Annotated in this window: 20 protein-coding genes; 13 read left to right on the top strand and 7 right to left on the bottom strand. The window is 36.5% G+C overall.

Annotated elements, in window-relative coordinates:
• Positions 1-264 precede the first annotated feature (264 nt).
• Entirely contained in the window at positions 265-3,897 is a 3,633-nt protein-coding gene (locus tag FY049_RS13105) for an RHS repeat-associated core domain-containing protein (RefSeq protein WP_446083816.1), read from the bottom strand.
• Positions 3,881-4,951 (bottom strand): hypothetical protein, encoded by a 1,071-nt coding sequence (locus FY049_RS13100; protein ID WP_446083815.1) that lies wholly within the window; start codon positions 4,949-4,951, stop codon positions 3,881-3,883. The genes FY049_RS13105 and FY049_RS13100 overlap by 17 nt, the downstream gene beginning before the upstream one ends.
• Positions 4,952-5,018: 67 nt before the next feature.
• On the opposite strand from FY049_RS13100, the gene FY049_RS13095 reads away from it, so the two are divergent.
• From FY049_RS13095 to FY049_RS13055, 9 genes are all read left to right on the top strand, one after another.
• Positions 5,019-5,309, top strand: coding sequence for a hypothetical protein (locus FY049_RS13095; protein WP_446083814.1), 291 nt, complete (start codon positions 5,019-5,021; stop codon positions 5,307-5,309).
• A 650-nt stretch (positions 5,310-5,959) separates the two neighbouring features.
• Complete coding sequence (lpxO, locus tag FY049_RS13090; RefSeq protein ID WP_056516540.1) at positions 5,960-6,904, top strand: lipid A hydroxylase LpxO; 945 nt, start codon at positions 5,960-5,962, stop codon at positions 6,902-6,904.
• A gap of 110 nt (positions 6,905-7,014) precedes the next feature.
• Entirely contained in the window at positions 7,015-7,638 is a 624-nt protein-coding gene (locus tag FY049_RS13085) for a PH domain-containing protein (RefSeq protein WP_446083813.1), read from the top strand.
• Between the two features lie 135 nt (positions 7,639-7,773).
• The gene (locus FY049_RS13080; RefSeq protein ID WP_419279657.1) at positions 7,774-8,193 is read left to right on the top strand and encodes a PH domain-containing protein; all 420 of its coding nucleotides are present in this window, start codon (positions 7,774-7,776) and stop codon (positions 8,191-8,193) included.
• Between the two features lie 321 nt (positions 8,194-8,514).
• Positions 8,515-9,447: a hypothetical protein gene (locus FY049_RS13075; RefSeq protein WP_446083812.1), complete on the top strand. Its 933-nt coding sequence runs from the start codon at positions 8,515-8,517 to the stop codon at positions 9,445-9,447.
• Positions 9,448-9,609: 162 nt separating this feature from the next.
• Entirely contained in the window at positions 9,610-11,409 is a 1,800-nt protein-coding gene (gene uvrC / locus FY049_RS13070; protein WP_081409380.1) for an excinuclease ABC subunit UvrC, read from the top strand.
• A 126-nt stretch (positions 11,410-11,535) separates the two neighbouring features.
• Complete coding sequence (locus FY049_RS13065) at positions 11,536-12,330, top strand: thioesterase family protein (protein WP_056516553.1); 795 nt, start codon at positions 11,536-11,538, stop codon at positions 12,328-12,330.
• Between the two features lie 105 nt (positions 12,331-12,435).
• Complete coding sequence (gene pgsA, locus FY049_RS13060) at positions 12,436-13,023, top strand: CDP-diacylglycerol--glycerol-3-phosphate 3-phosphatidyltransferase (RefSeq protein WP_004718416.1); 588 nt, start codon at positions 12,436-12,438, stop codon at positions 13,021-13,023.
• Between the two features lie 214 nt (positions 13,024-13,237).
• Positions 13,238-14,398, top strand: coding sequence for a hypothetical protein (locus FY049_RS13055; protein ID WP_446083811.1), 1,161 nt, complete (start codon positions 13,238-13,240; stop codon positions 14,396-14,398).
• 102 nt (positions 14,399-14,500) lie between these two features.
• On the opposite strand, the gene FY049_RS13050 is transcribed toward FY049_RS13055, so the two are convergent.
• The 4 genes from FY049_RS13050 to FY049_RS13035 all read right to left on the bottom strand — a co-directional run bounded on the left by FY049_RS13050 (position 14,501) and on the right by FY049_RS13035 (position 17,418).
• Positions 14,501-14,719 carry a hypothetical protein gene (locus FY049_RS13050; RefSeq protein WP_056516559.1) on the bottom strand — a complete coding sequence of 73 codons (219 nt, stop codon included), beginning with the start codon at positions 14,717-14,719 and terminating at the stop codon, positions 14,501-14,503.
• Between the two features lie 188 nt (positions 14,720-14,907).
• The gene (gene blhA, locus FY049_RS13045; protein ID WP_056516561.1) at positions 14,908-15,534 is read right to left on the bottom strand and encodes a cell division protein BlhA; all 627 of its coding nucleotides are present in this window, start codon (positions 15,532-15,534) and stop codon (positions 14,908-14,910) included.
• Between the two features lie 35 nt (positions 15,535-15,569).
• Complete coding sequence (locus tag FY049_RS13040) at positions 15,570-15,977, bottom strand: DNA polymerase III subunit chi (protein ID WP_004818553.1); 408 nt, start codon at positions 15,975-15,977, stop codon at positions 15,570-15,572.
• Complete coding sequence (locus FY049_RS13035; protein ID WP_056516564.1) at positions 15,970-17,418, bottom strand: leucyl aminopeptidase; 1,449 nt, start codon at positions 17,416-17,418, stop codon at positions 15,970-15,972. The genes FY049_RS13040 and FY049_RS13035 overlap by 8 nt, the downstream gene beginning before the upstream one ends.
• 144 nt (positions 17,419-17,562) lie before the next feature.
• On the opposite strand from FY049_RS13035, the gene lptF reads away from it, so the two are divergent.
• The 4 genes from lptF (at position 17,563) to FY049_RS13015 (ending at position 22,644) form a co-directional block, all read left to right on the top strand.
• On the top strand, positions 17,563-18,663 hold the full coding sequence (gene lptF, locus FY049_RS13030) for an LPS export ABC transporter permease LptF (RefSeq protein ID WP_035371793.1): 1,101 nt from the start codon (positions 17,563-17,565) through the stop codon (positions 18,661-18,663).
• Complete coding sequence (lptG, locus tag FY049_RS13025) at positions 18,663-19,733, top strand: LPS export ABC transporter permease LptG (protein ID WP_151956266.1); 1,071 nt, start codon at positions 18,663-18,665, stop codon at positions 19,731-19,733. The genes lptF and lptG overlap by 1 nt, the downstream gene beginning before the upstream one ends.
• A 154-nt stretch (positions 19,734-19,887) precedes the next feature.
• Positions 19,888-21,435, top strand: coding sequence for a 2,3-bisphosphoglycerate-independent phosphoglycerate mutase (gpmI, locus tag FY049_RS13020; RefSeq protein ID WP_224964597.1), 1,548 nt, complete (start codon positions 19,888-19,890; stop codon positions 21,433-21,435).
• 30 nt (positions 21,436-21,465) lie between these two features.
• Complete coding sequence (locus tag FY049_RS13015) at positions 21,466-22,644, top strand: S41 family peptidase (protein ID WP_224964598.1); 1,179 nt, start codon at positions 21,466-21,468, stop codon at positions 22,642-22,644.
• A 280-nt stretch (positions 22,645-22,924) separates the two neighbouring features.
• Here the strand turns inward: FY049_RS13015 and FY049_RS13010 are convergent, their stop codons facing one another.
• Positions 22,925-24,340, bottom strand: coding sequence for a sigma-54-dependent transcriptional regulator (locus FY049_RS13010; protein WP_105714623.1), 1,416 nt, complete (start codon positions 24,338-24,340; stop codon positions 22,925-22,927).

Genomic DNA, 24,340 nt, shown 5'->3' with positions numbered 1-24,340 from the left:
GGAAAATCATAAAAAATATATATGCAAAGCAATAAAAATAAAAAATTGATTTTTGTTTAACAAAAAAAATATATATAAATAATGTAATAAATAATATTAGATATAAAAAAATAGGATCATAAAAAAAAGATACCAACCCAGGAAAAATCAAAATTAGCCAAGGTATAAAAAAATTAATTTTACACATATAAAAACCATTTGGTTGTTTTAAGATATAGTCAGACATTTCAAAATTTACTCTATCTGACCAAAAATCACTCTCTATTAATATAAATTAAAATATCCATTACCGCTATAATTAGCATAACGTCCAGGAAATGCTAATTCTAAATTATTCTGTGTTCCATAGATCCACACTCTATTTACAAAATCAACAGTGAGCTCATTAGCCTGAAGGGATCCATTACCCTCACCATAATTAATAATTTGAGCACCTTCTGCTCCAGGAATTGATCCCCTTAATACATAGCCATTACTTAAAGGATGACCAGACTGTGTTACATTATAAACCCAAGTTCCATATTCATTTTGTACTGTATATGATTTAACTGGACTATCAGTAAAAATGGCTCCAAAAGATCTAACAGACTGACTCAAACTTGAAATACTCCACGGCTCCGCATTAATGTCAGCACCATTTTTACTTGCAGAACCATTTCCGGGTGTAGGTTTTTTTTCAATAGAGTTCTGGATTTTCCTAATATTACCTTTACCATATATTCCACTCACTGTGAATTGATAATTATATTCATGATAGTATGGGCTAGAAGGTGTTAAGTTTCGTGAAGCTGCATCCCAACCCTTTGGATATGGAATAGTTAAAGAAGGAGCTTGCATTATATTTGGTCTAATAGTTATAGTTCCATTTCTGTTATCTATAATGTTAGTTCCATCTGGATCTATATTATTAATTGGATTATTTCCAGCATAAATATATGGGTTTACTCCACCTTCAAGACCTTTTGGATCAGGCTCCATATAGCGACCAAGATCAGGATTATAATAACGGTTTAAGTTATAATGTAATCCTGTAAATTCATCATAATACTGCCCAGGAAACCGGAGATTAAAAGTTATACTTCCAGTAGGTTTACCCACTCCAAAAGCACTACTTTTCCATAACCAAACAACAGAATTTGCAGTATTATCAAAAAGCATACGAGGTGTATTATTTTTATCAGTAATTACTGCATAAATTTTAGATGAATTTCCGCTACCATAAACAGCGGCTACAAGACGGTTTCCTTTCCAAATATATTCTACAATAGGTGTTCCACCTGCTGTATATTCACCAATTAAATTACTACTTTCATCATAAATATATTGAATTGCTCCATTGTACCAACTTCCTCCTGCATTTAATGAGCGAACTGTTCGTTCATTTTTATGATTATAAGCCATGTAATATTGACCAGAAGCACCACCTGAATAGCGCATTTGGCCATTTCCATCATAACCAGATATAAATGGAGATAAACGTAATTCACCTGTATTTAAATAATTTGAATTGTCTAATTGAATTTTATTTGTATTTATATAATAATTATATATTTTTTTAATATCCTGGCTGGATATTGGCATAAGTTTATTGTCAGATATTATATTATTATTTTTATCGTAATTAAAAGAATAAGTAACACCAGTACTATAAAGATTATTTTTTTTTGTGAAATTAATTTCTTTTTTTAAATTTTTATTGTTATCATAAGTAATACTAATACCATTGATAATGCGAGTACTTCCTCCTATTAAATTTGTTTCTTTAACATCAGGTTTAATAATTTGAATAGTATTCCCATCATTATCATAATTATATTGATTTAAAAATTTCTGAGCATTAGATTTATCATTAAATATGACACTTGAAACATAGTTGATGTCTGAGGAGTAATTTATATTGAATTTAGAGTTTGTATTTTCAATATTCCAGCCTGATAAATATCCATTTTCATTATAATTAATATTATTAATATATCTAATATTGTTAATATCTATCGATGATAAACGGCCTTTATTTCCATCATAGTTATAATTAATAACTCTCCCTGAAGGCAGGGTTAACGAAATGATCTTATTCGCTGCACTATAAGTATAGCCCACACTGAGTGACCCATTTGCCCCACCCCAAGTTGAGATTGCTTTATTCGTTTGAGTTTTTCCAACAATACGATCTAAATTATCATAATTATATTTTGTATCTACACCAAAAGAAGCGTTGGAAGATACCTGATCTAGACGCCCAAATCTTGAATTATCATAAGTATATTGATAATTATAAGCATAGGCTGGGTCACCTGAATTTTCACTAGTACAATTTACACTCGCTTCTCGCCCTAATGTATCGACACCTGCAAATTCACAGCTACGACTGCCATGATATTTATTGATAACTTGATCATGTTGGTTATATACATAATTTTTTTTTGCATAATCATTGTTTATTTCATCTTTAACAAGTGTACTGCTGACATAATTAAATGGGTTTGATCCAGAATTTACTGCATCTTTGGAAGAAGTAAGATTATTAGTTTTATCATAAGATTTGGTACTAATATTGCCTTCACCATCTGTATAAGATGTATTCCGATTTAAAGCATCATACGTCCATTTTTCAATAATCCCTAACGCTGTTTGCGTTTGAGTAATATTTCCATTTCCATCATAGATGAATGTTTTCCATAGTGCAGAAGTATCTGTTCCGCTTCTAGATTTAGAAATTTGCCCAACACTATTAATTTCATTGTATGTTGAAGATGCACCACCAATAGACTGGACTTCTCCTGTATCAAAATATGTTTGAGCGCTAATACTTCCATCTGGAGTAGTTGTTTTAATTAATCTACCAAGCCCATCATAATCATATAAAGTGGTTTCATTATCTGGATTCGTTTCCGATTTTTTACGTTTCATATAATCATAAGTATAACTCGTTGTAGTTCCTGAAATATTGCCCGTATCACCACCATTTCCAGTAATTTTAGCTTTTAACGTACCATCAATATCATAGATAAATTGACCAACCAACCCTGATGGATAGACAATACGTTCTGGTTGAGAAAAAGAATTATAATTTAAATATTTAGTAACGATAGTTCTATTATTAACAACTTGTGTCGCTGTTGCTTTATTTCCAAACCCATCGTAAGTGAAGGAAACATTATCATTTACATCCGATCGTGGACCATCCACATTACTCACCAAACCATAATTAGCTTGAGCTGCATCTGTATAATATGAATATCCTATGGTTTTACTATTACCACCTTGAGGATATGAAATAACCTGCTGGGTAATCCATCCATTTGGATCAATGGTATTGGTTACTGTTTGACTATCAGTAACAATTGTATTTGGTGTCGGATATTTATTAATTGAGCCATCTGATACATTGGTATAGCTATAAGTTGTTATTTGACTATCCTTACTTCCAACAGCTACTGTTTTTTGAGTCAGCCTATTTAGATTATCGTAAATATAATTGGAAACATTGCTATTGTAATCTTTTAATGAGTTTATTCGATGCGTATATGGATTATATGTAACAGACCTTACAGGAGTCGATCCACTTAAAATACCAGGATAGTCATTATTAATTGTCATCGTTACTGATGCTTGCAGCATTTTATTTAAATTAGATTCTTGGACATAATCTCCAAGGCTTGCTGTATTTATAGAGTAATTAAAATTTTGCGCCTGACCATTTACTATAAATTGATTTGCGAAAGTTCCATTAGCATCATCATAAGCAGAAATACTTTTTTGTACTATTTGCCCATTAATCACTGACCATGCTGATATTTGTGTCGTATAATCAGAAAATGTAGAAGTGTTATTATATACTTTTACTGAATATACATAATCATATGTTCTTAATACATTATTATTTTGGTCTGTCACTCGACTTAAAATAGGATATTCCCCCCCCCATACCAGGAACTATGTTACGATCGAGGCTTTTCATTACATATTGAATCCAATATCCTCTAAAATTCTTCTCATACTGGAAAAATATTTGTCCACCAACAATCGAATTTATACTTGTAATAGTATATTGAGTCTCTGTTTTTGTAGGGTCTATAATGCTTTTGACTTGTGCTTCTTGATAAGTGATCGTAGATTTTTGTGTATTTGTTCCACTTACAAGTTCTACACCTGTAATTAGTTTGCGTTCTAAATATGATTGACTAGTTGCTCCAGTTTTTTTGTATTCTCTTAATATATTTAATGTATTATTTCTATTATCTTTAACTTGTATTAAATTAGTAGAACTATCATAGTTTAAGTTAATTTTTTTCCCATTTTGGAATTCAATCTTTGTAAATTTATAAATATAACTTGGTGTTGTTGTGCTTCCAAAAACAGAATCTAATATCTTATAAACTGCTGCAGTATATTTAATACCATCTTTAGAAATGACTAATGCCCCATTAACTTGGTTAAATGAAATGTCTCTTAATGAAGTTGAGTAGAAACTTTGCGTAGGAAACTGCCCTCCGCCGCTGTAATACAGACGCTTAACTACACCATTAGCGTCTTTAGTAACTAAATATTTTTCACTACTTCCTGGGAGTTGAATAATGAATGTACTAACATTTGGTGTTGTACTGGTACTAGGAGCCGTACTTGTAACAACATAACCTGAATACTCATTTGTCCAATCTGCAATTCCACCTTCTTCAAGTTCTTGATAAAGATCAGATCCGGCTTCGCTATTTAAGCGTAATGAGGCATGATATTGCATTGTAAATGGAATACTTCCTTGAACTAAGGGAATATTTTGTATAATTTTTCCGCTAAGTAAGTCATACCCTTGAGTCTGAGCTTGAATTCCAGGTGTAATCGCTAAATTATTAGATAACGCACTATAATCAGTACTCGTGACTGCATATGTAGTAATTGCATAAAACCACACACAGAGCATTGTTATTTTTTTCAACAAATTATTCATCATTTATTCTATTCATTTTTATGTTAACTGTGATAGAATAAATTATTTAACAGAAAAACTAAAGAGTCTAATGAAAAATAAATTCTTTCATGTTGGTAGTATTGCGCTAGTGCTAATTATTAGTGTTCTCGCATATAAGTCATATACTATTGATAATAAAACAAAAAATATAAAATATAGAGTTGAGCCTGAACAAGATGCTCAAGTTAAAAATAATGAATCAATGATTTCAAAATCTTTAGAAAATTTAATAAATAATCAAAACACACAAATTGAGAGTAAAAAACAAGAGACTACATCTATTAATAGTTCAGACACGTTTATCATGTCTAATCACCCCATAACAAAACAAGAAAATTAAGAATTAAAACATAGGTAAAATTCATAAGATTTTCGTTATTTAACATAATGGGCGTATGCGTAACCGTATTTTAAATCAATATTTTAATTAATTAAAAAATCTGCCATTTATCCTCAAGAAAGCGACTTGGAAACAAGTCGCTTTCTTTTTGAGCAGTTCTTCTCTAACGCCACTCATCTCGTGAATCTTTATAAAACTCTCATGTATCATTATCACCTAATGTCATAATTTAATTCTCATTTTAATGTACATGAGGATGCATGCACTTTACAAAAGTTAATAAGTGTTCATTTAAAATCAATATACTTCATTATATTTTGTGACAAATTATGTCGTGAGTCTTAACATAAAATCTCCTATGCGAATATGACTATTAACAAAGGAACTTCATAGGAGGCTTCTTTAAGACTGATTGATTGGAATAATTAAGAAAATAACTTAAAAGCTTGTAAATAAAACTTCAACCAAATTTGTAGTCACCTCTACAAATTTGGTTTTTTAATAATAATTAATAAAAACATATAATTAGATCATTGTGGCTTTTTGATTTATAGATTTGTTATAATTTGTAGAAACATTCTCCCTTTTGAGATTTAAAATTCTATCAGCACATGTTGCTTGATTAACCTGATTAATGAAAAGAGTGCTGTATGATTAAATGGATCATATTGGCGATTTTTGTGATTTCTGCTTTGTATATCCAAAATCGCGGTAAAGTGAGACATTCGTTTTATCGTCAATTTTTTGACCATTCAACGATACTCGCACCAATTAACTTTCTCATGTATATGTTTTCAAAAGTGCCGAATCAGCCGTATATCGACACACAACATTTTAAAGATTTAAAAGTGTTAGATGAAAACTGGGAAATGATTCGTGAAGAGGCGCAAGCGTTATATGCCAAAGGTGGAATTAAGGCTTCAAGTACATATGATGACTTAGGCTTTAATTCATTCTTTAAAACAGGTTGGAAACGGTTTTACCTAAAATGGTATGACTCAGCGCATCCATCAGCAGCAGAACTTTGCCCAAAAACAACTGAATTGCTGAAAAATTTGCCAAGTATTAAGGCGGCAATGTTTACAGAGCTTGCACCTGATAGTCGATTAGTGCGCCATCGTGATCCTTATGCAGGTTCATTGCGTTATCACTTGGGGCTCATTACACCAAATGATGATCGTTGCTTTATTGACGTAGATGGTCAGCGTTATTCATGGCGAGATGGTGAAAGCGTGGTTTTTGATGAAACCTATATTCATTATGCTGAAAATACCACAGACCAAAATCGTATTATCTTCTTTGCTGATGTAGAGCGCCCATTAAAAACAAGGTTTATGCAGCGCTTTAACCACTGGTTTGGTAAAAAAGTGATGACAGCTGCCAGCTCTCCAAATGAGGCGGGCGATCAAACAGGGGGGTTAAACAAAGTTTTTGGTTATGTGTACCAAATCCGTATTAAAGCCAAAGCCTTGAAAAAAACCAATCGGCAGTTGTATTACTTTTTAAAGTGGTTCTTGATGTTAGGGATTTTCTTCCTGATTTTTATTCGACCATATATGTCACAGATCATTGCATTTTTTGAAAAAATGATTTGATTTAAAGCGCCCGTCAGGGCGTTTTTTTTAATAACAAATTTTGACTTGAGTTTAACGCTCGATTTTTTTAATTTACTTTCATAATTTATAAAAGCGCTGGAAAACACAAAATGTTTAAAAATTTAGCTTCAGAAATGATGGGTATGAGTGATATTGGAACAATTATTGAGCCGCATGATTTCAATAAAACAGATATTGATGATTATATTTTTCATGAAGATAACGAGAAAATTTTCTTTGTCATCAAAAGCAAAACAGATGAATATTGCTTCACCAATGTGGCCTTTATGCACCTAGATGGTAAAAGTGCGATCAGTAAAAAACGCATGTTGTACCGCTACTTGTATAAGCACAACCCAATTAAAAATGTACTTTTAGAAACCGCTGGTACCGTGGATTTAGATGCTGAAATCAAGTTCCAATTAGGTGAACAGCATTTCTCTATCGATATTGATAAAAAACAAATCGAGAAAATTCGCGATCTCTATAAAGCATTATTTACCATTGGTGAAACCTGCAAAGAGATCAATCGTAAACGTAATGTGCTATTACAAAGCACTGACAATGTGCAGAAAATCTTTAACTTACGAGAGCTCAGTGAGCAGGCAATTTTAAATTTACCTGAAATCATCAATCAGACTGCGCAACAAGTTGAAGATTATGCCAACCAGCGTATTCGACAAATTGAGAATTATGATTTTTCTGAAATTTTTGATCGCTATTTAAAAAATTGATGTTGAGAAATTCAGTCAAAAATTAAAACGCTCGAAAGGGCGTTTTTTATTATGTAAATCGATGATTTTATAGTCATATTTAACTCGAAATTCAGATAGAATAATATTTTATATGGGGAAACTTTGAAGAGCGTGATGCAAAAATTTCATACTAAAATTGATTGGTGGATTTTAGGCTTTTTAATCGCAATGACAGGTCTGCTGATTCAATTGCTCTTTACCATGTATGCAAAGGGCACTATGGTTGAATATCCTGAACATACAGCGGTGTATATTTTAACCATTGCTGTGATTTGGTGGCCAGTTTTCAATACACGTTATATCGTTGAAAATGAAGCTTTGATCATTCATAGTCTATTTTTAAAATGGCATATCCCATTGGCAAATATTCAAAAGATCAGCAAAACCAATAATTCAATTTCATCACCTGCATTATCTTTAGATCGTTTGAAAATCGAATATATGAAAGACGGAAAAATCAAACAGGTCTTGGTTTCTCCAAGAGATCAGCAGGCCTTTCGTCAGGCAGTAGAAGTAAATAGTTCTCAGATTTAAATAAACAGATAATAGCGATCGTGTGTGATAAATATTTCAGAATCATGATAAGAAGTGAATCATACTGCTATTGAAAGTTCTTTCTCCCATTGGGAGAAGGCTAGGATGAGGGGCTTTTATGTTGATTTATGGTTTTAAAAGGGATTTATAAAAGAAGCTTAAAGTACAAGGCCTAACTGAGACGAGAGTCTCTTGAAATTTACTTTAATAATCAACTAAGTGGGAATAAAAAACAGTCGAAATTTAAGCGATTTACACTTGTGATTTTACGAAATATTGGTTAATAATGATTCAAAATAAATAGTCGAGTGAACCGCTATAATGAAAAAAACAATATTTTTTATAATCAATGCTTTAATTTTAACAGCTTGTGGTGGCGGATCGGATGATTCATCTGTTTATCAACCACCCGATAAAATATATGCTATAGATACTTTTAGTGGTGAATACGATCTTACATCATTATTAGTTTTCTCAGCAGTTTATACAAATTATAAAATATATAACTTTGATTCAAATAAGGATTTTTTTGTAAAATATAGTGATAGACCTGTTTTTAAAACTGAAGCATTACGAAATTTTGTTACACAAGAGAATATTTCTACAATTGTGCCCCCTCAAATGGAAAGCTATCAGTTTTTAATAGGGGAGAAAGTCAATTTTGATGAGGAAACTCTACGATATACGGTTAGTAATTATATTGCATTTAAACCGTTAGTCTTGTCTTGGAAATATAAGAAAATTGATGTTTCAGGTCAACCCATTGAAAGTGATAAAAATAATCCAATGCATATGATCAGAAAGAGCCCAAATGCTGAAGTGTTTGCAGCAATGCTGGGAGTAGGTTATGGCACATCTAATCTATTTCCTGAAGGATCAATCTGTTGGCAAAAGCAAACAGCTCAAAGTAGTCAAGAGTATATTGAGTTTTACCCAGAAAAGATTATTCGCCATGTGAGAGAGGATTCTGAAATCCAAAGGTCTGGTCTGTGGAACAAAGTAAGTTGGTTCGAGTTTAAAATAGATATTAATGAGCCTGAAAGAGCAAATGTAAAACTCATTATTGACGATAAGATTTATTGGGGATTTTATCATCCGCTAAATGAAACATTTATAATTGAACCTAATCAATTGAGTTGTGATTATATGAACGAAATCGCTTTTAAAGCAGCGATGTTCAAACCTGATGTGCTATCAGAGTTAAGAAAGATAGAATTATGGGAGACTTGGGCTACGATATATTTAGACGACTAGTTTATAACTAAAATATTCTTATTGAAGAGTAATTTTATGGAAATGAGTGGTTCATAAAGACATTAGATACTAATAATATTTAAAAATTGAATCACTCATAGACTTGAAAAATGGATGATCTAACTACATCATCCATTTATAGTCCAAAGTTAAAAGTCTACTGTGAACGAAAACGCACGTGAAAATATCGAAAAGATTCTAGCCAATATGACGACTTTACCTGGTGTGTATAAAATGCTGGGAAAAGAGGGCGAATTATTATATGTCGGAAAAGCCAAAAATCTAAAAAATCGCGTACTGAGTTATTTTGTCAAAACGATTGAACATCCGAAAACACAGGCTTTGGTTGCACGTATTTATAATATTGAAACCCTTGTCGTCCGTTCTGAAACGGAAGCTTTATTACTCGAACAGAATCTAATAAAACTGCATCGCCCACCGTATAACATTATGTTGCGCGATGATAAATCCTATGTCTATATTTTTGTCTCCGCAGATAAACCTTATCCACGTATTGCTTCAGGACGAGGCAAAGGCAAACATCAAGTGGGTAAATTTTTTGGCCCCTATCCAAGTGCTTATAATGCAAGAGATACACTTTTAGTTCTACAAAAATTATTTAATGTCCGCCAATGTGAAAACAGCTATTTTTCACAGCGTAAACGTCCTTGCCTGCAATATCAGATCAAGCGTTGTACTGCGCCTTGTGTGGGGTTGATTTCAGCTGAAGCCTATAACGAAGATGTCCAAAACTCGATCCGTTTTTTAAATGGTGATACCAAAGAACTGAATCAGGAATTGATTCAAAAAATGGAGCAGGCGGCAGAAAATCTAGAATTTGAGAAAGCAGTATTTTACCGTGATCGCATGGCCTTACTGCGTGATGTCCAAGCACAGCAAGCCATTTATAAAGTCAAAGGCGAAGCTGATATTCTTGCCATTGCCTATCAAGCGGGTGTGACCTGTGTACAGATCATGCATGTGCGTAATGGGAAAATGCTGGGTGGGAAAAGTTATTTTCCCGATATGTTGGATGATGATTTGGGGCAAATGTTATCTGATTTTATCGCCAATTTTTATTTTCAGGTCGCAGATGAAGTTCCTGCTGAACTGATTGTCAATGTGAATGTGACAGACCGAAAAGAACTAGAAGAAGCTTTACATCAACAGTTTGAAAAGAAAATTCAGATTAAACACAATGTTCGTGAAACTCGTGCTGAATGGCTTGAGTTGGCTGAAATGAATGTTCAGCATGCGATTAAAGGAAAATTAGCCAATCATTTAGAATTAAATGAGCGTTTTCATCAATTGGAACAAGTTTGCGGACGACCTGTTGATCGTATTGAGTGCTTTGATATTTCGCATACTATGGGCGAAGCAACCATTGCATCATGTGTGGTTTTTGATGCAGGTGGCGCACGTAAACGTGATTATCGCCAATTTGCGATTGAAGATATTATCGGCGGTGATGATTATGCCGCAATGCGCCAAGCCTTAACACGCCGTTATAAAAAAGCCATGTTACCCGATTTATTACTGATTGATGGGGGTAAAGGGCAACTTCATATGGCGATGGAAGTTATGCAAGAGCTTGGTTTAGATGCATTTATGGTGGGTGTTTCCAAAGGTGAAGGGCGTAAACCCGGTTTAGAAACACTGCATTTTACCGATGGCACGAAGATTCAGCTTCCTGAAGACCATAAAGCTCTGCATTTGATTCAGCAAGTCCGTGATGAGGCACATCGCTTTGCAATTACCAAGCATAGAGCCAAGCGGGATAAACGTCGTGGAGGGTCGGTACTTGAGGCTATTCCGGGCTTGGGTCCAAAACGTCGCCGTGATTTACTGACCCATTTCGGTGGTATTCAAGGGGTACTTAAAGCCTCTGAACATGACTTAAAAAATGTTCCCGGTCTAGGCGATGTTATGGCACGAATGATTTATAAAGTGTTGCATGAGTAAAGCCGTTATTGTTCTCGATGATGAGTAGCATTTGCCAAAACAACCATTGACGCATGAGTCACTGATCATTTTCATCTCGTGTCAAATATGAAACAGTACAGCAAAGATCGAAAAATTGGACAGATCATGTCATTAGAATCGCTATTTCAGCAGATTGAACAGGAAGAATGGATTGATATTCCTCAAGGATGGTTGCAGGGGCGTACCATCTTTGGTGGTCTCGTTGCAGGTATGTTGGTTCATAAAGCAATTGCAACCATTCATGATCCAGTTAAAAAGTTGTTAAGTTGTAGTGTCACTTTTGTTGGGCCTGTTGAAGAAACGCCAGTGAAATTGACTGCTGAAATCCTGAGACAGGGTAAATCAGTCACGACGATTGAAGTCAGATTGTGGCAAAATGAGGCTGTGCAAAGTATTTTAATTGCAAGTTTTGGTAGCCAACGGGATTCTAAAATTCAAGTGTCTTTAGAACCTCAAGCCCCTGATTTTCCGCCACTTGATCAGATTAATATTGTCCCTAAATATTTACCTTTTCCAGAGTGTGTAAAAAATTTCCAACTGGCATGGACTGAAGGGAATTATCCAATGTCAGGCAGTAAACAACCTGATTTTTCAGGTTGGTGTCGTTTTGACCCTGAGCTACATGCCAATCGAGCAATGAATGTCTCAGATATCATGACATTAATGGATGTTTGGCCACCCGGTGTATTGCCGATGTTTAAACTGCCAGCACCTGCAAGTACACTGACGTGGCAAGTGACATTTATCCATCCTTTACAAAATCAGTTGAATGATTGGTTTAAGTATAAAGTGATTACAGACTTTGCTGAGCATGGATATGCAACAGAACATGCCTATCTTTGGGATGAACAAAATCGACTCATTGCGATTGCAAGACAGACGGTTACGGTATTTACCTAGTCGACAGTTTCATGTGAATCGTTTAAAGTACTAAGGAAATAGAGCTTCACTCTAAATTATTATTTACCTTCATTCGGGTAAGTAGGGGACTCACTGGCGGTGTCTATGACTACAGGTCGTATCCTGAATATTCCAAATATCTTGACGCTTGCTCGAATCGCGTTAATTCCTGTTTTTTTAATTATTGCCTATTGGCCACCTGCAATTGGTGTGGCTGGACATACAGGTGGTATGACGCGTCATATTATCTTGACTGCAATTTTTGTTGTTGCAGCAGTCACAGATTGGTTTGATGGTTATCTGGCACGAACTTTAAATCAAACCTCAGCTTTTGGGCGGTTTTTAGATCCAGTTGCAGATAAATTAATGGTGGCAGCAGCACTGATTGTTTTAGTGCAGTGGCAACCATCAATCACTATGGCATTTGCTGCAATTGTGATTATTTCACGTGAAATTACAGTTTCAGCACTACGTGAATGGATGGCTGAATTAGGTGCGCGTACCAATGTGGCCGTCTCCACGGTGGGTAAATATAAAACAGCCTTTCAGATGATTGCAATCACGGTGTTTTTATTGAATTGGCAGCCGCTTGAAATACTGGCTTATGCTTTGCTATATACCGCGGTCATCTTGACACTCTGGTCGATGTTTATTTATTTAAAAGCAGCGTGGCCTTATTTAAAACAGCCTTAATCTGCGCAATAGAAAGCAGTATACAGATCAAAGCCTTTCTCTCGTGAAAGGCTTTTTTTGTGCTTGAAAGTCAGTACAATGGGAGAATTGATGAACACCGATACAAATCGTTGAACACCATCTTGTGCTATATTGAAAATCAATCAAATTACAAGAAACACTGTAACTGGAATATTGAGAAACACGCCATTGCAGGTAAAATTAAGGAATACACATGGCAGCATTGCTTTATTTATCGAATCAAAATCTGTATTTATTGGATGGGAATAAAAGTATTACGGTTCCTTGCCAAGCAATTGACTTATATAAAAAGAATTTAGTTGAGATTCAACAACGTAAAGATTGGAAAACCAAAGGTACGGGTGCACAGTTCATGCGAACATCTTCACAAGATGATGAAGTCGATTTAACCCATATTTTCCCAACAGATGTTGCTCTGACTACTGATCGTAAAATGATTTATACCGCTTGTTTGCAAGAAGGCACTTCGATCAATATCAAATCATTGACAGATTTACACGAAACCGAAGGCTTAGTATTACGAAAGAATGATTTTGTGGTGCAGGACATGGCTTATGATGAGTCTAAAAAGCGTTTAGCACTATCCGTCAACACACAGGGCTATGAACGACATATTTGTATTTTACCTTTAGACGCCAATCGAACACAGTATTTGACCGAAGGGGATTGTCAGGATTCAAATCCATGTTTTGATCCGCGAGATACCGCGCAGTTATATTATGATTCGTGTGGTTTAGCCTATGGTGAACATCGTATTGCCTATAGTCCCAAAGAAATTTTTCATTTGGATATGGGAACAGGCGAGTTGCAAACAATCGCTTCAAATCCAAAGTTTGATTTCTTTAAACCGAAAATGGATGGGCTGGGCAATTTGTACTTTATTAAGCGCCCATATTCCCGTGATGGTTCTCACCAATCTCCTTTAACAACGTTTAAAGATATTATTTTTGCGCCTTTTAAAATTATTCGTGCGATTGTGGGGTGGTTGGATTTCTTTACTCAACGCTATACGGGTGAATCGTTAAAAACAACGTCTGGAAATAATCCAGCCAAATCGCAACAAAAGTCAGAAGAAGAGTTATTTGTTGAAGGTAATTTGATTAAGGCTCAGCAAAATTTAGAACGTAATCAGAAGGCGGGCGAAAAATATCCAGGGATGATTCCAAACTCTTGGGAGTTGATCAAGATGACAGCTTCTGGTGAGATGATCGTATTAAAAAAGGGCGTGATGAGTTTTGCTTTAAAAGACAATACTATTTTTTATTCTAATGGAAAATATTTGGTTGAAATTGATCAAAACAACAATGAGACCTTGCTGGTTGAAGCAAAGCTAATTTCAAAAATTATCTGTTGAGGTTTTGTGTTTCCACACTACATTTAGATAAACCAAAGCCGAAATGAGACTTTGGTTTATCTAAGAAATTGCTTTGAGAAGGAGACAAAATATCAGGCTTAATTAGTTTTTGATAATAGTCAAAGAGGTATGTTCAAAGCGCGATTTTAGTTTGTCTGTATCTGTCAGTGAGAACGTCCCTTTTTCAGATTCCCGAGAAAGAAATACTGAAAGCGATTGAAAATCTACACGGCTAATCAGTAAATCTTGTATAGAAACAGTCCATTTTTCACCTGAATGTAGTCGCGCAATTTGGTTCGAAATGTGGTTAAGCAGATCCATTTTATTCATCCTGATGCAAGTGATTGGAAATTTTTATCTTGAAAATAAAAACTCACTGAGTTGATCACTTAAAATATTTTTAACCTGTACACATAAGCTTTAAAGCCATCCGAGATGACTATCATGTGACATTAATATTGCATTTTCGTGACAAGTAAACATGGATATCCGATTAAAATAAATAAACTTTATTTTTTCTCTGCCGAAAAATTCGAATTTGCCAAAATATATTCAATCTCTTCTTTTGCCGCAGTTTGTAGTTTGCTACGTAAAGCATTTAGGCTCTGTTCGATGAGCGTTTCTGCTTCTAACTCAAGACGTAGGCGAACACTTTCCAACTCTGAAGTCATTTGCGCATCTGTGATGCGGAATTGCCCATTGGCATAATCTATTGCTGGATAATCAGGATTTTTAGAGTATTTTTCACTATATTCTGAAATTTCAATATCAATTTGTTGACGTAAATTTTGTAAGGTCAATTGTTGATGTTCAAACTGCTGAATTTCATCTTGTTGTAGTTCTAAATTATATGCGTGCTGTAATGCTCGTTTTTCAGCTAAAGATTTTTCAAGAGCCAATTGTCTACGGATTCGCGCTTCTTCAATCAGCTGGGCTTTTAGCTCAGCATAGGCGTGTTCAACTTGGAGTTGCGCCACTTGCATTTGGCGTTGGTCGTTACTTAGCCAGTCCTGTACATTTGTTGTCGGGCTGAGAAGGTCACAGATGCGGTTGAGGTCATCTACAAAAGTTTGGCGTACCGCTTCAGGCGTATCTAACCAGCGCTTTTTAAAATCTTGACCGACATTTAATGTCACCACGCATCTCCTTGATATAAAATGAGAATGAAGAATTAAAGTTTAAATGTTTGAGGCGAAACACCCATTCGTCGATAGGCTTTATACTTCTCTCGACCAATTTGTTTTGCTGACTCAGCATTTTCAATAATTTCTATAATGTGACTAAATTGTGTCACTTGTTCAAGTGCTTGATTGTTAAAATTAAACACAATCCAGTCTAAAGACTCAGGTAATCTTGAAGAAATACAGATCGGTGCATCAATTTGATCAATTCCATGCGCAATAAAACTGGTCGGATCAAAACTCCATAAACGTTCATCCAGTTGTTGCTGCATGTCTACATCAGGGCAATGCAACCAAACTTTGGCTGCATTTCGTAAAATTTTACGACATAAACGACAGGCACTTTCGACCTGCCGTTCAGGGCTTTTTTCAAACAAATAAAAGCTAATTTTAGCCATTCTTTTGTACACGGTTGGCGATTAACTGCATCAATAATGGTACTGGACGGCCGGTTGCACCTTTATTTGCACCAGAATTCCACGCTGTACCCGCGATGTCTAAGTGCGCCCAACGATAGTCACGGGTAAAGCGTTGTAAGAAACAGGCTGCTGTAACTGCACCAGCTTTTGGGCCACCAATATTGGCAATATCGGCAAATGGCGAATCAAGTTGTTCTTGATAATCGTCATATACGGGCATACGCCATACACGGTCAAATGCAGTGTGTCCTGCTGCTGTAATTTCTTCTGCAAGTTCATCATCTGGTGTAAATAAACCAGAAACTACTGAACCTAAAGCGACCACACAAGCACCAGTCAGTGTTGCAATATCAATCACTAATGCAGGATTAAAGCGCTTAATATAGGTTAAGGTATCACAAAGGACTAAACGACCTTCGGCATCAGTATTCAGGATTTCAACCGTTTGCCCACTCATGGTGGTTACAATATCACCAGGGCGAGTTGCATGACCAGAAGGCATATTTTCAGCGGCGGCAATTGCACCGACAACATGAATCGGGAGTTTCGCTTCACAGAGTGCACGAATCGTACCCAGTACAGATGCTGAACCACACATATCAAATTTCATTTCATCCATGCCTAAGCCTGGTTTTAATGAAATACCACCTGTATCAAAAGTCACACCTTTACCCACGAGCACGATCGGTGCTTGATCAGGATTGGCTTTATATTCAAGCGTAATCACACGCCCTGGACGATCAGAACCTTTGCTTACCGCAAGAAAAGCATGCATGCCTAGATCAGCAAGTTGTTGTTCTTCAAGCACAGTCACTTGTAAAAGCTCAGGGAATTCAGCTGCTAAAGCATGTGCTTGTTCTGCTAAATATTCAGGGAAGCAAATATTAGGAGGGCAGTTACCTAAGTCACGAGCAAAGTTTTGTCCTTTTTGAACAGCTTCAATAAGCGTGATCTGCTCTGCACTCAGACTCGATTGCGTTGCAATAAATTCAATATTTTCTAAAGTGAATTCATTCTTCTTCGATTTGAATTCATCATAAGCATACGCAGCTTGCGTCAAATTTAATGCAAATAGATAATGTAACTCAGACGGCAAAGCCGAAATATCAATGCTAATTTTTTGGAATTTTTTTTGTGAAGCTTTGATAATGGTTTGTGCGATTTTTGCTAATTTCGCGGCTTTAATTTCGGAGGCTTTATCTATGCCGACTAAAGTACATTGCGTAACTTGAGTTAGCTTTCCGATAAGTGGTAGAGTTTCGTTTAAACTTGCTTTGAATTGAGTGTCTTCAATTATGCTGCTCAAGTCATTGATTTTATATGTTTCTTGAGCTTGCTTAGCGTTTTCAGAATCCACCAGAATAAATAACGACTGGCTAGATGTAGACGCTGAAAATGACGTATTGATCGTAAGTTTCATGTGTTGTCTTTGTGCCTTTTGTACATTTCAAATCATTAAACCATTGAACCACTTCAAATGGTAGAATTTCAATCTAGTTTTATAATTTTAACTTCGGGTAAACTAGCGCTACATCACGATATTACCCTTATTTGGAAGATTAATTTGATTATTCGACGTTACCTTGTCAAACAAGTCGTTTCGACCTCTCTTGTGGTTGTCACATTATTGACAGTCATTATGATGGGTGGGCAATTGATTAAACGATTTGGTCAAGCTGCTATGGGGCGTGTAGATCCGAGTATTCTATTGAGTATTATCGGTTTTCGTTTACCTGAGTTTTTGACTTTAATTCTTCCTTTGGGTTTCTTTATTGGGTTGATGCTGGTTTTTGGTCGTTTATATGTCGATCATGAAATGGCGGTACTGAACGGGAGCGGTATTAGTCGTATTCAAGTCGCCAGATTATTGATCCCACTGACCGTTATTTACTTGTGTGTACAAAGTGTCTTAATGATCTGGATGTCTCCATGGGGAATTCGTCAATATGAGCAACTGATCTCTACACAAGCGGTACGAACGGGCTTTGATTTAGTTCGGCCACGTGAGTTTATTTCTTCGGGAGCTTATACGATTTATGCTGGCTCTTTATCTGAAGATCGTAAAAATCTAAAAGATATTTTCTTTTATCAACGTGCTGAAAAAGAAGGCAAACCTGATGTCATGATTTTGGCAAAGGAAGCAACACGGATTGAAATTGCCAATGAAACTGCTAGTGTTGTCGATTTAGTTCAAGGTCGTCGTTATGAAATTTATCCTGGAACACCCAAATATAGTCAAACTGAATTCCAATCATATCGTTTGCGTTTAGAAAATAATAAAGAAGCCAAGTTTGAAAGTGATGAAGTCGAGGGGCTATCTTTTGGTAAATTGCTTGAAAATAGAAATGACCCTGTTGTGGCAAGTGAGTTGGGATGGCGCTTATTTGTTCCGTTTTCCATTATTGTCGCCTTAATGCTGGCAACAGCACTATGTGAAGTTAGCCCTAGACAAGGTCGCTATCTCAAACTTTTCCCTGCATTATTGATTTTTGCCAGTTTAATTGTGGCACTTATGGCAATACGAACTCGTATCAGTAAGGATGAGGTGGGTGTTTGGGCATATCCTGCAGTGTTATTATTCTATGCTGTTGCTGCCGCTCTATTTTCAAGAAAACAGAAATTAGCACCTAAGATTAAAAAGCAAATACAGCGAGTAAAATCATAATGTTAGCACGTAGAATTGTCGCAAAACATGTGACGAAAACCACTTTGCTCGCCATGTTAGGTGCGACCGCAGTCCTTGCCAGCTTGCAGATCTTATTCACCTATTTAGGTGAGTTAAGTGATCTAAAACAAGGTTATACGGCTTGGAATGCACTGCAATATGTTTTATGGGGTGCACCGCGTTATTTGTATGAAATTCTTCCAATTGCTGCCTTGATCGGCGCTGTATTGGGCTTAGGCTCAATGGCTTCGAACAGTGAATTGATTGTGATGCGAGCAGCGGGTATTAGCCTATGGCGTATTGTTGGTTGGGTCATGCGTTCAGCAATGCTTTTGGTGGTGCTTTCATTTTTATTGACGCAATTTGTGATTCCTTATACCAACGAGCAGGCGAAAAGTGTTAAAAGCCATCGCAGTGTTGCGGCGCTTGGGGAAGTTAAAGGTTATTGGACGCGTGAAGGGCAACGCTTTATTTATATTGATTATGCCAATTCACAAGGAACGCTAAAACAAGTTCAAGTTGTCGATTTTGACGAAAATTATCGAATGAAATCGTTACTGAATTCGGAAGAAGGTCAGTTCTTAAAAGAAGGTCAATGGAATTTAAAACAAAGTGCCCAAGTCAATTTATTGGACAATGGTCAAGCTCAGGTTGTCAATAAAAACCAACAGGATTTAGCACTCGCGTTGCAACCGAAATACGTGCATATGGTGACCATCAATCCTGAAGACTTAGCACCTACACAGTTATTGAGTTTTATGCAATATATGCATGAATATAGCCAAGTACCGAAGACGTATCTGTTGGCTTTCTGGAAAAATATCGGTTCACCATTTGCATTGCTTGCTTTGGTCTTGATTGCCTGTTCATTTATTTTTGGGCCTTTGCGTCAACAATCTATGGGCTTTCGTTTAGTGATCGCATTATTTGTTGGTTTGGGCTTCTATTACATACAAGACTTCTTGGGTTATGCAAGTTTGGTCTACGCGCCATCTCCAGCTTGGTTTGTATTTTTGCCAATTGTATTGATGTTTGGTATCGGCAGTTATTTGTTGTATAGAGCAAGATAACTTGATGAATCAATCGCTTAGTTCAGTGGAATTTTAACTAGATTAGAAATTTAGATGATGGCAACCCGTTTTTGCCATGGTCATAGCATAGAGTCTGCCGTAAAAAAACGGTAAGATGTAACGATTAATTTGTAAACAGTAAAGAGTGTAAATCATGACGGATGCAACTGCTGGCAAAATCCCTCACGTTCTGGTGATTATGGATGGTGTGGGTCATCGTGAAGCGGTCGAAGATAATGCGTTTTTAGCAGCAAAAACGCCAAATCTAACCATGATGCAAGAAAAGCATCCGCATAGTTTAATTTCAGGTTCAGGTGAAGATGTCGGTTTGCCAGATGGGCAAATGGGTAACTCAGAAGTTGGTCATATGAACTTGGGTGCAGGTCGTGTGCTGTATCAAGATTTTACTCGTATTACCAAAGACATCCGTACAGGTGATTTTTTCGAGCATGAAGTTTTGATTGATGCGGTAGAAAAAGCCAAAGCGGCCAATGGTGCATTACACATCATGGGATTGTTGTCAGAGGGTGGTGTTCACTCTCATCAAGACCATATTATTGCGATGTGTGAGCTTGCCTTGAAGCGTGGTGCAAAAGTCTATTTACATGCGTTCTTAGATGGTCGTGATACACCACCACGGAGTGCGAAACCTTCTTTAGAAAAACTCGATGCGGTATTTGCACAATATCCAAATCAAGGTCGTATTGCCACCATGATTGGACGTTACTTTGCCATGGATCGTGATAATCGTTGGGATCGTGTGGAGCAAGCTTACCGCCTGATGACTGAAGGAGAAGCTTTACGTGTTGTTGATTCAGCAGTTGAAGGTTTAGAGCAAGCTTATTCAGCCAATGAAAATGATGAATTTGTTAAAGCAACCCGTATTGGTGAAATTGCAAAAATCCAAGATGGCGACAGTGTGGTATTTATGAATTTCCGTGCGGATCGTGCACGTGAAATTACCAAAGCATTTGTAGAGCAAGACTTTGCAGGTTTTGAACGTAAAGTGGTACTACATCTATCCAAATTTGTGATGTTAACGCGTTATCAAGCGACGATAGATGCGCCAGTGGCATATATGCCAGAAGGTTTAAAAAATTCAATTGGTGAATACTTATCTTCTTTAGGCAAAACGCAGTTACGTATTGCAGAAACAGAAAAATATGCCCATGTGACTTTCTTCTTTAGTGGTGGTCGTGAAGATGAATATCCAGGTGAAAAACGGATCCTAATCCCATCACCTAAAGTGGCGACCTATGATTTACAACCAGAAATGAGCGCACCAGAAGTTACCGACAAGCTGGTTGATGCGATCAATTCAGGCGAGTTTGACCTTTTGGTGGTGAACTATGCCAATGGTGATATGGTGGGTCATACTGGCGTGTTTGAGGCAGCTGTGAAAGCAGTTGAAGCGGTTGATATAAGCCTTGGTCGTTTATATGAAGCAGTGATGGCAAAGCATGGTCACATGCTGATTACTGCTGATCATGGTAATGTCGAGCAAATGCAGGACTATGTGAGTGGTCAAGTCCATACACAGCATACCACTGAACTTGTCCCTTTCATTTATGTTGGACCAACTTCAGCGACGATTGCTGAAGGTGGAGTTTTAGCAGATGTTGCACCGACTATTTTAAGTTTAATGCATCTCCCTGTACCGACAGAAATGCAAGGCCGTAATCTAATTACATTGAAAGCATAAAATTATCTCTATTAAAAACTAGGTGCGTGAATGGCTCAAGCTTGGAAATATATTGCTGTATTAACAGGATTGTTGACCTGTGGGAGCCATTCAGTTTGGGCGGCAGAAAATGCTGCCGCACTTGATTTTGATGGCGATGTCGAAGAAAGTATTGCGGAAGTGCCAATTGAATCGATTGAGCAGTTTGTGCAAATTTACGGTATCGTTAAAGACAATTATGTTCAGGAAAAACCTGATGATGTTTTGTTTCTACAGGCAATCAAAGGGCTGGTAGGTGGTTTAGATCGCTATTCACGTTATCTAAGTCCTGAAGAATATAAACAGTTGATGCAATATACGGAAAGTGACCTTGCGACTGCTGACTTTGAATTGGCTTTTGATAATCATATTCATCAATGGAAAGTGAAGAATTTACGCGATAATTCAGACTCATTTAAACTTGGTTTAAAAAATGGCTTCACTATTTTTAAAATTGAAAATCAAGAACTTAAAAACTTAAATGCTCAGCAAGTTGAAGACTTATTACATGGCTCAATTGGTTCAACTTTTCAGTTGCAACTGAATGAAAAAAGCCCAGCAATCACTGTGGTCAGAAATCGAAAATTGGAAGTGGCGGATATAGAGCCGGTTATGTTGCATAATCAGGTTTTGGTTCTTAAAGTCAAAGTCTTTCAACAAGATACGGCCAATGAAATTAAACGTTTAATTGAAGAATATAGCACTCAAAAAGTAAAAGCCGTGCTATTCGATCTGCGCAATAACCCCGGTGGTTTACTCTCAGCGGCTGTTGAAACGGCTGATTTGTTTTTAACTCAGGGAACGATTGTTTCGACCAAAAGTCGTTCAGAAGGCAATCAACAATTCCAAGCCTTACCGGGCGATGAGTCGTCTAATACCAAATTAGGTATTTTGATTAATGGTCGTTCGGCATCTGCAGCAGAAGTTTTTACGGCTGCAATGAAGGAGCATCAGCGTGCTTGGGTCATTGGTGAAAAAAGCTATGGCAAAGGCGTTGTGCAGAAGTTATTTCCATTGCCAAATGGCGCTGCATTACAAATGACGGTTTCGCATTATTATACGCCTAATGGCAATATGATTGACGGACAAGGCATTCGCCCTAATTTAGAATATCCATGGGCTTTGGATCAAAAAGAAGAAACTTATTTAAATAATGTTGCAGATCAACTATTAAAACATCGTGATAGATAAAGTTGAGTGCAGAAAAGTGAATTTATAACACTGTAGCAGTTTATGCTGCTATATCTGACATGACGTATTTAAATAACGTTGTGTCGGCGATCCTTCAGCTTGCACTGCAAACTAAGCCAATGCTTGCTAGTTGCTCAAAATGAAAATGACCAAATCGTATGTTGAGTAAGGGCTGCATCCAGTACCCCTACTCAACGACGACATCCATGTAGTCACGCTGTAACCATGTAAAAAGCAAAAGCGTTTGAATTGATATTATGATGAAGAATATAGGCTACTTTTATTCATCATCATCGGTATCTAAACCAAACTTTTTCAAACGGTAGCGTAAAGAACGAAACGTCATGCCCAATTTCTTAGCAGCTAAAGTACGATTCCAATGGGTTTGATTTAATGCAGATAACAGCACCTCTTTTTCGACTTTTTCCAAATATTGCTCCAAACCTTCTTCTGGAATGTTTTGTGCTTTATTCGGCATAACGATAGGCAAGGCTTTACTTTGCATCAGATCATGCTGTTCGACTTTGTGGATACCACGATGCGGAGCAGGTTGTAGCTGTTGAATATCAATATAGTCTTCATCACTCATGGTAATGGCTTTTTCGATGATATTGCGTAATTCACGAACATTGCCTGAGTAATGTTGTTGCAAAAGAAAAGCTTTGGCTTGTTCAGTGAATGACTTGGTTGAAATACGCCATTCTGTACAAATTTGCTGAAGAAAATGATTGGCTAAAATCAAAATATCACAATCACGTTCGCGCAATGGCGGGAGCACAATATCCATCACATGAATTCTAAAGAACAGATCATGACGGAATTTGCCTTGTTCAACGAATGCTTCAATGTCTTGATGTGTTGCGCTGATAATACGAAAATCAACTTCGATTTCGGTATCACTGCCTAGAGGACGAATTTTCTTTTCTTGCAAAGCTCGCAACAGTTTGGCTTGCATGGCTAATGACAGTTCTGCAATTTCATCTAAAAACAGGGTGCCACCATTGGCAGCTTGAATAAGGCCTTGTTTGTCTTGAGTTGCACCTGAAAAACAGCCTTTTTTATGCCCAAATAGCTCACTCTCCATCAACTCTTCAGAAATTGCACCACAATTAATCGCAACAAAAGGGCTATCACTGCGGTTGCTGAGTAGATGGATGAGATTGGCAACAACTTCTTTACCTGTTCCAGATTCACCAGTGATAAACACAGGTGCCTGTGAACGAGCAATTTTTTTAATCGATTCTCTTAACTTACGAATGACCTGTGAATCACCGATGAGCATTGATTCCTCAAGCGGCGCATCGCTGATAGTTTCTCTTAACTGTGGTACATGCAAAGCTTTTTGTAAAAGCTGTTGCAGATGTAATTGGTTAATCGGTTTGCTGACAAAATCAAAAGCACCTGCTTTCAGCGAGGCAATCGCAATTTCCATATTTCCATATGCAGTTAAGACTGCAATAGGCGTTTTAGGATAATGCTGTGATACATGCTTAACCAAATCTAAACCACTGCCATCAGGGAGGTTTAAATCGGTAATACAGGCATCATATTTATATTCACTAAAAAAATATTTGGCTTGTTGTAAATGGTGTGCCATATGCGTTTTGATGCCCATCCGAGAAAGGCTCATTTGCATTAACATACATAAATCTTGTTCATCATCTACAAGTAAAACCAATGGTTGTCGTGTAGTCAT

This window comes from Acinetobacter sp. 1125_18A (genome assembly GCF_052824985.1).
The sequence above is the reverse complement of the archived record's forward strand: the minus strand, read 5'-3'. Positions and strand labels throughout refer to the sequence as shown.